Genomic DNA, 14,480 nt, shown 5'->3' on the forward strand with positions numbered 1-14,480 from the left:
ATTGTAAACTATCATTTCATCCAATTCATCATATCATCTGCAGTACTTTTCAGATGTCTGGAGGCTCTCCTTATCTTTCTTTTATTGGATCCTCCCAATTCTGGAATTACCATCATACCAACTGCTGCTCCGATTATTGCACCTGCTAAAAATTTTCCATGCATTATCATCCTGCTCCTTCCCTAAATTTTTCATAATTACTTATTATTTTTAATAAGAATTATATATGTAGGATGTGCAAAATTAATTTTTTTAAACAAATTAATTTTTACAATTATCTATATCACGGGATTTAAATATATTCTGAAGTTGTTCTAAAATTTTAGATATATTTTTACTTCCAAGTATTTTTGTAGTATAATTTACCACTTCTTTTGTAATTAAAATTATATTTTCCTCTCCCTGCCAATTGTCAGTTATGATTTTTTCCGGTATTTCATCTACTATAATATTCAACGCAAAAAATGCTATGGCAATATCATCTATTTTTCCTATAAAAGGTATAAAATCAGGTACTAAATCGATTGGGCTGGCAAGATATGCTATTAGTGCAGTTAACATAGTCTTCACCTTTAAATTCACTCTTTTATCTTTCAGCAATCTCCAAAACAACACTATAATATCTGGTACAAGCATTCCATACTCCACAATTTTTTCATATTTAGGAGGCACTTTATGTACAATTTTCTTCCTCAATTTATGATATTTATCTAAAATCAATACATTCTTTCTCTTCTTTTCTATATGAGGAAATTTTTTTTCTTTTTCATATTTTATATTTTCTGCCTCTATTTGTAATGCACTAGGTAATATTTCTATACGGTTTAATTTAAGATTAAAATAAGGTATAAGTTTTACGGCTAAATTCAGATCGACAATTATATTATCTCCATCCACATTTACTCCATAAGGGGAAAAATCCTCTAATATCTTTTTTATGGCAATATTTTTAACACCTTTAAATATCTTCAATTTATGAACCTTTAAATCAAATATTTTTAAATTTATGATATTATATTTTATATTTCCCAGCCCCAATTTAACCTCAAAAGCAGTATTTATCTTTTTTTTGTAAATTCCCTCTATTGTAATCATCTCTTGTATGGTTATATTTTCTATATTCAATCCTTCTATTTTTAAATAATCTTGAGCTATGCTGAGTATATCTTCTTCAGTTAAAATAACTTTTGCCACAGACACTTTCATACATAATTCTCCTTTCATATATTGCTGATTTTTATTCACTTTAGTTCTTTTAGATAAATGATGTTAATTAAATCAATTTACTTCCCAGAAGACTTTATATTGCCTGGATAAAAAGTATCCGAATATATAAAATCCACATCTAAATTTAAAGCCTTATTTAACTCTGGCCTTGTGTCAACTGTCCAGCAAAATACTTTTAAACCATCTTTATGAGCTCGCTGTACAATTCTTTTATTTAGATAGATAATATTGGAATCAATTTCTGTAGCACCAAATGACTTTATATAGTTATAGCCATGTATTATACTGTTTGGATTTACCATTGGCATTAAAATAATATTTTTATCTTTACTGCGCAAATACTCTAGATCCCTATAATTAAATGCATGAACTAATAATTTTTTTTCATAATCATGTTTATGTATAATTCTTAAAAATGTATCTAAATCCCTATGGCTTTTACTAAGGAACTTAATATCAAATACTGGTACAACCTTATATTTTTTGCACTCTATAAGTGCATCTTCAAACCTTGGTAATTTTAAATTGGGATAAGAAGATATATTTGATCCTTGATTAATTATAAGTTTATTTACTTTATATGAACTTTTTCTCGTGATTAAACCATGTCCATTTGTGGTTCTGTCAAGCCTTCCATCATGCAGTAAATATAAGACACCATCAGATGATGAACAAATATCCAATTCTACACCCCAATATCCCCTTTTAGCTGCTTCATCAATTGCTGGAATAGAATTTTCGGGGGCAATACTGCTTGCACCACGGTGAGCCACTAAAATTGGTTTGTTAAAATCTACAGAATTTTGTCCTTTCCACGTAATTATATTCAATAATTTATTATAGTTGCCTTTTAATCCAGGCACCTTTTTTGGTTCTTCACGGGAAATACTAGAGAAATATTTATTGACATTATTATAATCTGAAATTGAAGTATTTGTTTCTGAAGTCAGTGCAATCAACAAAATAATAATTATATTTATCATAATCTTGCGAATACTATCATCTCCCATAAAAAATTGCAATTATCTTTTTATCCTAGATTTTTTGAATTTCTTTATTTAAATGAAGATTCTCTCACTATTATTACCATTAATAAATATCCGATAATTTCAATCAATTCATGCTCCTCCGATATCAATATCTTAAATTATATCAGATTCAAATTAACATATCTATTTAATTTTTGACGAATCACCTTTACGGGTCATACGACCCCTCCATTTCAGTGGATTTCAGTTTCTTCCATAAATTACACTAGAAAAATTTATGATTTTCATTAGACTAATGGGCAAAAATATTATAATATCATTATAATATCACAATTTACATATGCTTGATATTTTTAAATCACTTATTGTAAACTAATTCATTTTACAGATTACATGTAAAATAATTTCATCATAGTTAATTTTTTATAATTAAACTAAGAATTATTTTAAGAGGGTGAAAATTTTAATGAAAATGCTAAAAAATAAATTTATTTTAATACCAATTTCAGTGCTTATACTATCTTTAGGTTTGTTAGTATTTATGAATTATAACAATAGTTCTATAAGCTACAAATCGTATATTTTATTTGAAAAAGATTTATCAAGTAAGAATATCTCCACAATTTATATAACGGATTCTCCTAAAATAAGGGTGCAATTAAAAAACGGCACAACCTACGAAACAGATAATCCCAGAACACCTGATGCTAAAGAAACTTTTTTGGAAAAGGGAATAAATGTATTTGAAAATTATCCTGCAAATAGTAGACAGACTTACCCTATTGCCTTAATGGCTATTTCCATTATATCCATTATAATCATGTCACTTAAATCTTCTGGAAAAGCTTCTAAAAGGGTATTGTCCTTGGATTCCCTTGATGCCACCGCTGTTGAAGACTCCAACTACAATTTTAATAATGTGGCTGGGAATGAAGAGGCAAAGGAAAGTGTAAAAGACGTAGTGGATTTTTTAAAGAATCCAGAAAAATATGCTTCATATGGTGCCAGAATGCCAAAAGGCATTATGCTTTATGGTCAGCCAGGTACAGGTAAGACTCTTCTTGCAAGAGCTGTTGCAGGTGAAGCGGATGTTCCTTTCTATGCTGTTTCTGGTTCTGACTTTATACAGGTATATGTAGGTGTTGGAGCCAGCCGTATAAGGCAATTATTTAAAAAGGCCAGAGGTAATAGCCAGGGAAAGGCAGTTATATTTATAGATGAAATAGATGCCATTGGTAAAAAACGAAGTGGTTCAAACAGTTCTGGAGGTTCTGATGAAAGAGATCAGACTTTAAATGCTCTTCTCACGGAAATGTCTGGATTCGATGAAAAGGAAGGCATTGTAGTTATAGCCGCAACTAATAGATTGGATATGTTGGATCCTGCTCTTTTAAGACCAGGTAGGTTTGACAGACATATAGAAATAACTCTACCTGATATTTCTTCAAGGGAAAAAATCATAAACCTTCACTTGAAAAATAAACCTATGGGTAATATAAATGTACATGAATGGGCACAAAAAACTTCTTATTTTTCAGGTGCAAAAATTGAAAACTTGATAAATGAAGCTGCTATAATTGCCTGTAAAGAGGATAGTGTAACTATTGAAAATAAGCATATGGACAAGGCCTTTTCCATTGTACTTGCAGGGTACGAAAAGAAAAACAGAGATTATATAAGAGATATAGATAGAAAAATAACTGCATACCATGAAGTAGGACACGCATTGGTGTCTTTGAAGATATTGCCTAATGAAAAAATATCCAAAATAACGATTATCCCTAGCACCAAAGGTGCAGGAGGTTATACCTTAAGTATTCCAGAAGACAAGCTCTATGAAAATAAAGATTATTTAAAAAGAAGAATAATGGTACTCCTTGGAGGACGAGCTGCCGAAGAGGTGGTGTTCGGATCCAATTATATAACTACTGGAGCCCGTAATGATCTGCAGCGCAGTACCAGTATATCCTTCAACATGATAACCCAATACGGCATGGGAAAAACACTGGGGCTTTTAAACATGCAGGAACTACATGATTTAAATATAAACCAGGATGAGATAATACATGAATGCAAAAAACTGATTGATTCCATATATACCGAAGTAAAAAATATTATAATTGAAAATAGACACTGTCTTAAAAAAATAACAGAATTGCTTTTGGAAAAAGAAACCCTGTTCTCAAAGGATTTGGAAGATTTAAAAATAACAACACATAGATAATTATTGTCCTTAAACCTTGGTCTTCAAGTTCAGAAATAATCAATTTTCATCTGAATCTGAAGGCCTCTTTATAAAAATCACTTGATCCCATCCAATAAATAGGTGATAAATATACCTCCCAGGAGCCCACCCAAGTGTCCAAAATTATCTACATTTGCTATGGAAAATCCTATTATAAGATTCATTATAATTACAGACATTATATTCATGATAAATCCTTTTCCTATTTGCTGTTTCATTTTAAGGGCAAATACCAGCGCAGCACCTAAAAGTCCGAATATTGCGCCTGAAGCGCCTACTGAAATGGAAGGCGAAAATATATAGCTTGTCATAGATGAAATAATACCTGAAATGAAATATATAATTATATATTTGAATTTGCCGTACACTTTCTCAATAAAGGTACCCATTATATAAAGTGAGTACATGTTTACCCCTAAATGTATTATCCCTGCATGCAAGAACATGCAGCTAAATAATCTATAGTACTGTCCGCCGGATATGAGTGAATTAACCTTAGCTCCCATAAATACAAGTACATTTAAATTACTATCAAATATATTTCGAGAAAGATATGAAGTTATAATATACATCATTACATTTAAAGCTATAATAACGTATGTAACAATAAATTTACTTATTTCTATTTTACTGTCAGCACCTTTATTATTAGATTTATCCTCTTTCATATAGGACATGACACCGGATATTTGGTTTGCTAAATTTTTTGCACCGTTTGTACAACACATTATCTGATTTAAAACAGGATTGATCAAAATCAATTCACATTGTGGATAAATTTCATAGTTTAATTGTGGATTATTATTATCCCCTGATATACAGGCATTTCCATCCAACACTATCTGTATCAGCTTTATATCTACATTTTGAAATGATTTTCTCAAATTGTATATTATATCTTCCACCCTTATATTCCTGTAACTTTCTACAACAGAAAAAAACATTATATTTAAGGTATTGCCATCCTTGTTATATACTGCCCATTTACCACATACTCCTGCCTGTTGTTTCATTTCTATAATATTAAAATTATATATTTTGTATAACTTATCTATTAAATTGTTAATATATAGATTCATGTTTATCTCCTAAAAAATATTCCCGTACAATAATTAAACACCCTTAGACTTATTATATACTTTACAAATTGTTCTATCCAACTTTATTTTACTCAAACTATTGTAGTTATAATTATATTTGTATTTTTTAACAAATCTATTTCAAAAGCCGGTATGGACTCTTTGGTTTTCGTATCATAAAGCACTCTTATTACCGGTCTATCTGGGAATCCTCTGTTTTGCTTTATAACATAACCTTCAACTTCATTTGATAATTTAACACAACACCCCAATGGATAAATGGCAAAGGTGTTCTTAAAATAGGATACTAGGCTTTGATCAAAACTGCTTCCACTTCCTGAAAGTATAAGTTCATAGGCATCACTGGGGTTAAACTTCTTTCTATAACACCTGTCATTGCTTACTGCATCATATACATCACATATACAAACCAGCTTTGCAGCTCCTGTTATTTGTTTGTTATTAAGCCCGTAAGGGTATCCTCTTCCATCTACTCTTTCATGATGTTGTTCCACCATTTTTATTATATTGTTTGAAATTGCAAAATTTTTTTTCAATATTTGCGAACCATATATAGGGTGCTTTTTTATTTCATAAAATTCTTTATCTGTAAGCTTATCTTTTTTATTTAATATGGTCATGGGGATTTTGATTTTTCCCACATCATGCAGTGCCGCTCCTACTCCAATTTCTTTTAAATCCCATTGATTGTATCCTGCTGAAATACCTAAAAAAGAAGCCATAATGCATACATCTATCGAATGAATAAAAGTATAATTATCATAGGTTTGGATATCATAAAGACTTTTATTAACATCTCCAAGCTCAATTATATAGCTTATCATATCTTCTACATTACTTAAAGATTCCTTCAGCTTTCTTCCATTACAATCATGTAGATTTGCAAGTATATTTGACATGCTCCTAATAGTGAATTGTTTCAATTTAGTTAATTTTTCATCTTCCACATCCACATCTTCTAATCTTTCATCCTCTACATATAAATAAAACACACCTAATTCCTCTAGTTTATCTATATAGTTATTATTTAATTCTACTCCTGCCCTTAACAAGACTTGTCCTTCACTTGTTAGTATGCTTTTTCCCAGTACATCCTTTTCTTTAACCTTATTTATAAATTCTAGTCTCATTATTTCACCTCAATAAAGTTTTGCGTAGTAATTTTCTTTCTTATGACAGCATAACATATTATTGTAAAAATTAAAATATCTTAACTTTTAATTAAAAATATCTTCACTCTCATTTAATTTTTTATTATCGAAAACTTTGTTATGTAAATATGAATTTAGTATTTACTTATGTTTAAATTTTAGATATTATAATATTAAAAGCAATTTTCCATTATATGGGGGTAAAATATGAAAAAATTTATATCTATAGTTATATTAATTATTGTAACTCTTACGACAATTAAATATATATATATATCAAACAAATGTACAGACATCGATTATGCAGTTACACATTATTTTACTACGGGAATTTTCAATAAATATAAGGTATATGATATGCAAGACATGACCACATCGTTTTCCAACGGTACAGTTGCATTCATTAAAATTGAGGGTATATCAAGTGAATCCCCTCATCGAAAGGTAGGATATACAGTATTTTTAGAAAAAAACAACAGAGGAGTATGGAAAGTAAAAAAAGTATATCCTGCTCAAGTAACTCTTCAGCAGACTAACTTTTAACTTATGCTTATTTTACGGCTTTTTTATTTTTCTTTTTCTGCAATCCCTACATATACCTTTTATCTTAAAATCAAGTTTTTCTTCTTCAAATACAAAACCTGTTTTATTTTTTATTATTTCCTCTACTTGCTGCATAGGGCAATCTATTTCTATTTGTTTATGGCATATTCTACATTGTAATATGTGTTTATGCTTTTCTTTTATTATGGCATAATTATATTCTCCCTGACCTAAATCAAGCTTTCTCACAATTTTTTTAGTTTCAAACAACTCCAAAGATCTATAAATTGTAGATAGATCCACATTTACATTCTTTTCCCTAAACCTCTCAAATATGCCTTCTGCACTTATTGCATCCTCACTTTTAGATAATATATCCAGAATATTTAATCTCGCCTTTGTAATTTTTATTCCATATTTTTTCAAACATTTTTCTACATCCATAAATTCACCCCAGGTTTCCTTTAAAAAAGCATCATTTTAATGCCAAATATAATAAGTATCACACCACCTATATAATCTGCATACTTACTTATAATATGTATTTTTCGAAGATACCTTGAAATCAGAAAGGCAAACAAAGATATTAAAAATGTAGTTACACCTATAAACAAAGTACTATATAATACATTTAAATTACTTTTTATATTATTTAATGTAGTAAATCCAATTACCAAAGCATCAATACTCACTGAAACTCCAAGCACCATAACCATTCCTGGTTTAATAATCAAACATGCTTCTTTACTTTTCAAACCATCTTTAAGCATTAGTATTCCTATTATTAATATTAATGCTCCTCCTGCCATCTCCGGTACAGAAGCAATATATCTGTTAAATAAAAATCCTGCATAGGCTCCAGATATTGCAAAAAAAAATTGAAAAAATCCAAAAGAAGTCATAAATTGAATTTTGTTTTTTCTCTTTATTGTTCTATTTAACCCTATACAAAGTGAAACACCAAAAGCATCTAAAGAAAGCGCCAGTGCAATCAAAAGCAAGGAATAAAACTCCATATCAGTTTTCCTCTCACATTACTTTACTCGTATCAATATTATTTTACTTTATATTTTTTCTCATGTCTACACCAGGAATATATATATTTATACTCTATTTGAAATTTATGGGAATCTGAGCAAATATCCATTATTTTTGAGCCAATTTCTTTTATTTAAATATTGAGGAATTACAGTTCCCACCAGATTCCAATACTCCCCAGAATGGTTCATGTATATTAAATGACAGAGTTCATGTACAACTATATAATCTATTATGTCCAAAGGTGCCATTAAAAGCTTGTAATTAAAACTCAAATTTCCATTTGAAGAACAGCTTCCCCACCTGGTTTTTTGACACCTCATTGTAATTTTATGGGGATGTACATTTATTTTCTTACTGTAAAAAATTACTTTTCTGTTAAAAATCATCTCAGCTTTTTCTTTATAAAATTTACGGATGTTTTCATTAACAATCTCCTTATTTTTTATTGATATACCATTGCCGTAAATAATAATTTTATCTTTTAGGGCTTCCACATGACATTCCTTTATATCTGACTCACGTCTTTCTATTTTTAAAAGTTTTCCCAACCAAAGTATATTTTTCCCTTCTGAAATGCCCATGGATTTCATATGCCCAACCTTATTTTTTATGGTATTTGTACTTTTAGATATCCAATCTATTTTTTCTCTCATTATTTTCTCTATAGAATTATAACTTATATCAAGGGGAGCAGTTACAATTATCTCTCCCCTCTCGTTTATACTGATATTTATATTTTTTATGTTTTTTTTAATTACTTTATATTCAAGCGAAGAAAGTCTATGACCAGTCTCCATCTTTTCACCTTCTCACACTAATTATGCCATGGCTGCCATTGCTAATCCCACCATGCTGAAGCGTACCTGATGGGCAAACTCCACCTGAACTCAAGAATCACTTGATTACTGTATGTATAATTTAAGATCAAATTATACATACAGTCAAAAGGTAATAAAAACTTATTTAGTTACAGTAACATCAGGAGATAGGGAGTTTATCCGACTCTCCGGTACATTATTACCTGTCAGAATTAAATTCTTCAATTTTGGCAATGACATAATGGCATCTATATCAGTTATATAATTGTCTCCCATATCAAGGGTTTCCAATTTATAAAATTTCCCCAGTGGAGCTATATCTGAAACTGAATTGTCTTCAAAAGATAAACTTTTTAAGCTTTTCATCTGGCTTAAGGCATATAAATTACTTATATTATTTTTATCAAGATACAACCTAACCAAATACTTCATATTTACCAGAGGATCTATACTCTTTATATCATTTCTGTATAAGTACAGATTTTTCATAGAGCTAAGTTTATAAAGTGGCTTCAAGTCACTTATATTATTGTCTCTTAGACTTAATGTGTCAAGGGCTATTAAATTGGATAGCGCATTTATATTGTTTATGTTGTTATCATCCGATCTCAATTCTTTCAGGTTTATTGAATTTTCAATACCATCAGTGCACGTAATATTATTCTGACAGGCAGTAATCCACTTCAACTTTTTTAGGTTTTTAAAACTTTCTAAAGTATTTATGCCTGTCTTGTCGGCAGATATTCTCTCCAGATCTTTAAGATTCGAAATAGGGTTTAAATTACTGATGCTATCTTCATTTATATTTAAAGCTGTAAGATCTGAAAGAGCAGCCACTGGCGATAAGTCCTGAACTTCAGTTTTATCTATACCTAATGATTCTAATTTCTGCAAACCTTCTATTCCCTTTAAAGAAGAAACCTTGGTATCTCCCAGATTCAATGTTTTTAAATTTGATAAATTAACTATAGGTGAAATATCAGAAACACCAGTACCTCCTGCCTCTATAATGGTCAAATTAGTAAGATTCCCAATAGGCTGCAGGCTGCTTACATTGGAATTTGTCATATACAGATCTTCTAAGCTTTCAGAGTTTTTAAGGGGAGTTAAATCCTCTACACAATCATTTCCTATATAATGAAGTTAATTTTTCCAGGGGACTTATATCAGATATTTTATTTTTAGACAAATTTAATATTTGAAGATACTTCAAATATTTAAGAGAATATATATTATCTATATCATTGTTGCTTATATCTAAATTTGTAAGGTTCTCCAAGTATTCAATACCTGATATATCTTTTATATCTTTTCCTTCTAAATCGATTTTAGTTAAAGGATATACATCGCTTCTTGTAATATCTCCACTAGGCTTGTTTATGGCCTGTCTGACTACCCTATTTAAGTTTTCATCCTTAAATATTATATTATTTGTATTTTTTATATCAGTACCAAAAGTTCTATTAAATATAACATTTGTATCTTCAATTTGAATAGGTTTAGCCATAACTGACGTGGTATATATACAGATAAGTTATGCCAGCTAAACATATGGCAATTTTAATCTTATTCATAATATCCACCTCACTTTTAAAAAATCAATCTGTTACATCTATCCCTTTTGGTAATGAATTTATCACATACTATTGAACATCATTTTTATAAAGTTTTCCCTGGGGTTTATCTATTTTGTCCCTAATTACTTCTTCTAATTTTGGATCCTTGAATTTAACTTCCATATTTTCATCATTCACTATATTTTTTAATCTATCAAAGTCAGTTATTTCTTCACCATTATACTTGAGCCATACTATATCGTTAAAATTTGAAGTATTAAAGTCCTTTATATTATCAATCTTATCCTTGTCTAAAGATATTCTCTGCAGGTTTTTAAGTTCTAACAAAGGTTTTCCATCATTAAATGGATTAGAATCCAAATACACCTTGTTTAAATTTTCCAACTTACTTAAGGGGGTTACATCCTCTATATGATTTTTAGAAAGATACAAGCTCTTTAAATTTCGCAATTCAGCCAAATAGGATATATTATCTATATTATTATCGTCCAACATAAGACTGGTTAGACCATTTAGGCCCCATAAACTCCCTAATTCCTTGATATTATTACTGCTTAATGGGAATATACCCACATGGTCACCCCTCTCATATAATTTTAGGCAGTATGCTTATTTTCTTCTTTTTCATTTATCTCTTTATTAATACTTCTTTTTTCCAAAGTTTCTATTCCAGTTTCCCTTATATCACTACTCCAATTAAATTTTAAGGAATACTTTTTAAGTAATAGACAACTTGTCATAGATACAGCTAAAAATATAAACAGTACTGCCGTGTCCTTTCCAAGTACACTATAATTAATACCGAAATCTATCTCCCTCATAGCAGATATAGAGTATGTGAAAGGTAAAAATGGCGATATTATCTTAAAGAATTTAGGCAATAATTCCCCTGGAAATGTTCCATTTGATGCTGTGAGCTGCAGTATCAAAACAAATATAGCAACGAACCTTCCTATGTCACCAAGTAAAAATACAAAATTCTGTATTATACCAATAAACACAAGAGATAAAAATATATTAAATAGAAAATATATTAAAATATTAGAAGGCTTAAGTCCCAGAATCATTACCACCACACTTATACATATTGCCTGAAATACTCCCAATACAGCATAAGATAAATATTTTCCCACAACCATGCCTTTTATGCCTACCTCTATATTAGGATCCACTTTTTCTGTAATTACAAAGAACATTAAAAGAGCACCTACCCATAGTCCCAGACTCATAAAATATGGTGCCAGTCCTTGTCCATACCCAGTTATATCATATAGAGGATGGTTTTTTATATTCATAGGACTTGATAGGAAATTACCCATTTCCTTACTGCTTGGTCCTAATTTATCTGAAAGTTGTTCTGCCCCATCTGCCAGTTTATCATGAAGTTCTGAAATACCTTCATATAATTGATTTATTCCATCTTGTAAATCCGGAATTTTATCCTTAAGGGTTTTTATACCATCTCTAAGAGTCCCAGAACCATTAAATAATTTTAACAATCCATCTGATAGATCCGTTGAACCATCATAAAGCTGTTGGACCCCATTTTGAAGCTCTGGAGCGCTATCATTTAACTCTCCCAAACCATCTGTCAAAGTTTGAGATCCATCATGTATTTTATAGAGCCCATCGGATAAATCTGAAGATCCGCTCTCTAAAGCATTTACACCATTTGAAAGCTGCGGCAGGGAATCTTTAAGTTGTCCTATTCCATCTCTCAAATTTCTTGACCCATTGTACAGCGTATCCGTTCCATCCTTGAGCTCATTAGTTTTGTCATATAATTCATTTAAACCATCATTGAGCTGGTTCGCCCCATCTGCCAGCTGGTTAATTCCACTCACAAGCTGACCTGCATCTTTTATTCCTGACTCTAAAATTTGCATATCTCCTGTTAAATAATCTAATTGTTCTTTTAAATTCACACAACTATTATATATTGGATTATTAGGATCCATATTATTTATTAACTTTCCCAATTGATCAGAAGTTTCCTGCAAATAGGAAATGGCACCATCTAAAATTTGTATAAGTTTGTCCTCATCTATGCTTCCCGTATTACTTAAATCATTTAATTTATTTTGTAAAAGCAATAAATTATCATATATATTTTGAGAAATTATCTTTAAATTGCTGTCATCTGGTATAGCTTTATTTATTTCTCCTGATATTTTTGTTAATTGTTCTACTCTGGGATAAACATTTTGCAAAATATACTGTTTATTTTTTTCTATTTGATCATTTAAAGTATTCTCTGCAGTGCCTACACCAGACTGTACTTGAGCCAGCCCGTCTTTTAACTGCTTAGAACCGTCCCGCAATTTACCTACACCACTGACTAAATCAGGCATATTATCATCCATTTCGTGAAGGCCATCTTGAAGTGATGTGGAACCATCATAAAGCTGATTTATTCCATCTGTCAATGTAGGGATCTGACTTCCCAGGGATCCTATGCCGTCCCTGAGAGATTTGCTTCCATCCCACGCATCTCCTATTTTACCGGTCAGAGTAGAAGATCCTTTGAGAAGTTTACCCATAGCATCTACCAAATCCGGCATCTTTCCATTTAGACTTCCAATACCATCCCTTAATTCATTGCTTCCCTGTACTGCACTATTCAAGTTATCCGTCAATGATGAAGCCCCATCATAAAGTTTATCTGTGCCATTTTTCAAAGCAGGTACTTGATCTTTCATATCCATTACACCATCTCTAATTTGACCCGTGCCATTGGATGCACTTTCCATGCCATCTCTCAATTGGTATAAGCTATCGTACATTTTTATTCCAATATTATATGTCATATTTTTATTTACGGTATCTTGTATAGTTGTAGCCGCCTTATCTGTTATAAGTCCCACTATATAATTTTTTTTCTTATTAGTCACAAATATTAAACTAGGTTTTTTCAAATTCCCCTTATCCGCTTCTACCATATGATCTGTAAAATCGTTTGGTATTACAAGCATTGCATAATATTTCCCATTATTCAGATCTTTCTCAGATTTTTTGAGATCTTTTGAAAAATGCCACTGGAGATCCCTATTCCCCCTTAAATTATCAACAATATCATTTCCATAATTGACTTTATTATTATCCATCACACCATATTTATCTAAATTAACTACAATTACAGGTATATTTCCAGTCTTACCATATGGATTCCAGAAGGCAGCTAAATAAATTCCTCCATATATAACAGGAACTAATATTATTGCTGATACAGCAAGTATTAAAAGCTTATTATGCAACACATTTAGAATATCCTCACTTACTACTTTAAAAAAGTTCATGGTATCTCCTTCCTTCAAGTTCCTACAAGTAATATAACTGACTGGTCAGTTATATTAAACACCTTTTTTATGCTTATGTCAATAACTTCTTCAAAATAAAAAAGCTTGCAGTTCTGCTTCTATATTTGCTGATCATAATGTTGAATTTGTAAGATATTTATTGTATAATTAATTTAATTAAATTTATAATTAAAATTACATAAAAGGAGTTATCTTGACATGAAAGAACAGCTCTCACCAATAGAATCACGAAACAGGCATGTTAAAACTGCCATTTTAATTTTCTTCATAGTGTTAATTTTAACGGTATCTGCAGTAATATTTCTAATATCTTCAATTTAAGCTAAAATAAACGGCAATTCATCACTAATCTTATGGTAAATTAACACTAAAATTAACTTAATACGTAAATAAAAAAGAGAGGGATTTTGAACTGACCCCCATAAGCTAGACCTAAAAATCTAACTTATGGGAGGTCAGTTTTTTATGGCAA

Annotated in this window: 14 protein-coding genes; 2 read left to right on the top strand and 12 right to left on the bottom strand. The window is 30.3% G+C overall.

The window, feature by feature from the left end:
• Positions 1-11 precede the first annotated feature (11 nt).
• The 3 genes from AB8U03_RS16930 to AB8U03_RS16940 all read right to left on the bottom strand — a co-directional run bounded on the left by AB8U03_RS16930 (position 12) and on the right by AB8U03_RS16940 (position 2,210).
• On the bottom strand, positions 12-170 hold the full coding sequence (locus AB8U03_RS16930; protein WP_369705731.1) for a YtxH domain-containing protein: 159 nt from the start codon (positions 168-170) through the stop codon (positions 12-14).
• A gap of 91 nt (positions 171-261) precedes the next feature.
• On the bottom strand, positions 262-1,206 hold the full coding sequence (locus tag AB8U03_RS16935) for a YkvA family protein (protein ID WP_369705732.1): 945 nt from the start codon (positions 1,204-1,206) through the stop codon (positions 262-264).
• A 77-nt stretch (positions 1,207-1,283) separates the two neighbouring features.
• The gene (locus AB8U03_RS16940) at positions 1,284-2,210 is read right to left on the bottom strand and encodes a glycerophosphodiester phosphodiesterase (RefSeq protein WP_369705733.1); all 927 of its coding nucleotides are present in this window, start codon (positions 2,208-2,210) and stop codon (positions 1,284-1,286) included.
• 472 nt (positions 2,211-2,682) lie between these two features.
• Here AB8U03_RS16940 and AB8U03_RS16945 point away from each other — a divergent pair, with 472 nt between their 5' ends.
• Positions 2,683-4,440 carry an ATP-dependent metallopeptidase FtsH/Yme1/Tma family protein gene (locus tag AB8U03_RS16945; protein ID WP_369705734.1) on the top strand — a complete coding sequence of 586 codons (1,758 nt, stop codon included), beginning with the start codon at positions 2,683-2,685 and terminating at the stop codon, positions 4,438-4,440.
• A gap of 77 nt (positions 4,441-4,517) precedes the next feature.
• On the opposite strand, the gene AB8U03_RS16950 is transcribed toward AB8U03_RS16945, so the two are convergent.
• Together AB8U03_RS16950 and AB8U03_RS16955 are read right to left on the bottom strand one after the other, a co-directional pair.
• Entirely contained in the window at positions 4,518-5,540 is a 1,023-nt protein-coding gene (locus tag AB8U03_RS16950) for a rhomboid family intramembrane serine protease (protein WP_369705735.1), read from the bottom strand.
• A 92-nt stretch (positions 5,541-5,632) separates the two neighbouring features.
• Entirely contained in the window at positions 5,633-6,691 is a 1,059-nt protein-coding gene (locus AB8U03_RS16955; RefSeq protein WP_369705736.1) for an HD-GYP domain-containing protein, read from the bottom strand.
• A gap of 228 nt (positions 6,692-6,919) precedes the next feature.
• Between AB8U03_RS16955 and AB8U03_RS16960 the strand changes: the two genes are divergently transcribed.
• Positions 6,920-7,255, top strand: a complete 336-nt coding sequence (locus AB8U03_RS16960; protein ID WP_369705737.1) for a hypothetical protein — start codon at positions 6,920-6,922, stop codon at positions 7,253-7,255.
• 12 nt (positions 7,256-7,267) lie between these two features.
• On the opposite strand, the gene AB8U03_RS16965 is transcribed toward AB8U03_RS16960, so the two are convergent.
• The 7 genes from AB8U03_RS16965 to AB8U03_RS16995 all read right to left on the bottom strand — a co-directional run bounded on the left by AB8U03_RS16965 (position 7,268) and on the right by AB8U03_RS16995 (position 13,987).
• The gene (locus AB8U03_RS16965) at positions 7,268-7,699 is read right to left on the bottom strand and encodes a Fur family transcriptional regulator (RefSeq protein WP_369705738.1); all 432 of its coding nucleotides are present in this window, start codon (positions 7,697-7,699) and stop codon (positions 7,268-7,270) included.
• 20 nt (positions 7,700-7,719) lie between these two features.
• Positions 7,720-8,271, bottom strand: coding sequence for a manganese efflux pump (locus tag AB8U03_RS16970; RefSeq protein WP_369705739.1), 552 nt, complete (start codon positions 8,269-8,271; stop codon positions 7,720-7,722).
• A gap of 105 nt (positions 8,272-8,376) precedes the next feature.
• Positions 8,377-9,093 carry a M48 family metallopeptidase gene (locus tag AB8U03_RS16975; protein WP_369705740.1) on the bottom strand — a complete coding sequence of 239 codons (717 nt, stop codon included), beginning with the start codon at positions 9,091-9,093 and terminating at the stop codon, positions 8,377-8,379.
• Positions 9,094-9,255: 162 nt separating this feature from the next.
• Positions 9,256-10,182 carry a leucine-rich repeat domain-containing protein gene (locus AB8U03_RS16980; RefSeq protein ID WP_369705741.1) on the bottom strand — a complete coding sequence of 309 codons (927 nt, stop codon included), beginning with the start codon at positions 10,180-10,182 and terminating at the stop codon, positions 9,256-9,258.
• Positions 10,183-10,237: 55 nt separating this feature from the next.
• Complete coding sequence (locus AB8U03_RS16985; RefSeq protein ID WP_369705742.1) at positions 10,238-10,621, bottom strand: leucine-rich repeat domain-containing protein; 384 nt, start codon at positions 10,619-10,621, stop codon at positions 10,238-10,240.
• A gap of 136 nt (positions 10,622-10,757) precedes the next feature.
• Positions 10,758-11,186, bottom strand: coding sequence for a leucine-rich repeat domain-containing protein (locus AB8U03_RS16990; RefSeq protein WP_369705743.1), 429 nt, complete (start codon positions 11,184-11,186; stop codon positions 10,758-10,760).
• A 101-nt stretch (positions 11,187-11,287) separates the two neighbouring features.
• On the bottom strand, positions 11,288-13,987 hold the full coding sequence (locus AB8U03_RS16995; RefSeq protein WP_369705744.1) for a YhgE/Pip family protein: 2,700 nt from the start codon (positions 13,985-13,987) through the stop codon (positions 11,288-11,290).
• Positions 13,988-14,480: the final 493 nt, after the last annotated feature.

It is taken from the genome of Clostridium moutaii (assembly GCF_041205085.1).
Classification (GTDB): Bacteria; Bacillota; Clostridia; order Clostridiales; family Clostridiaceae; genus Clostridium_B; species Clostridium_B moutaii.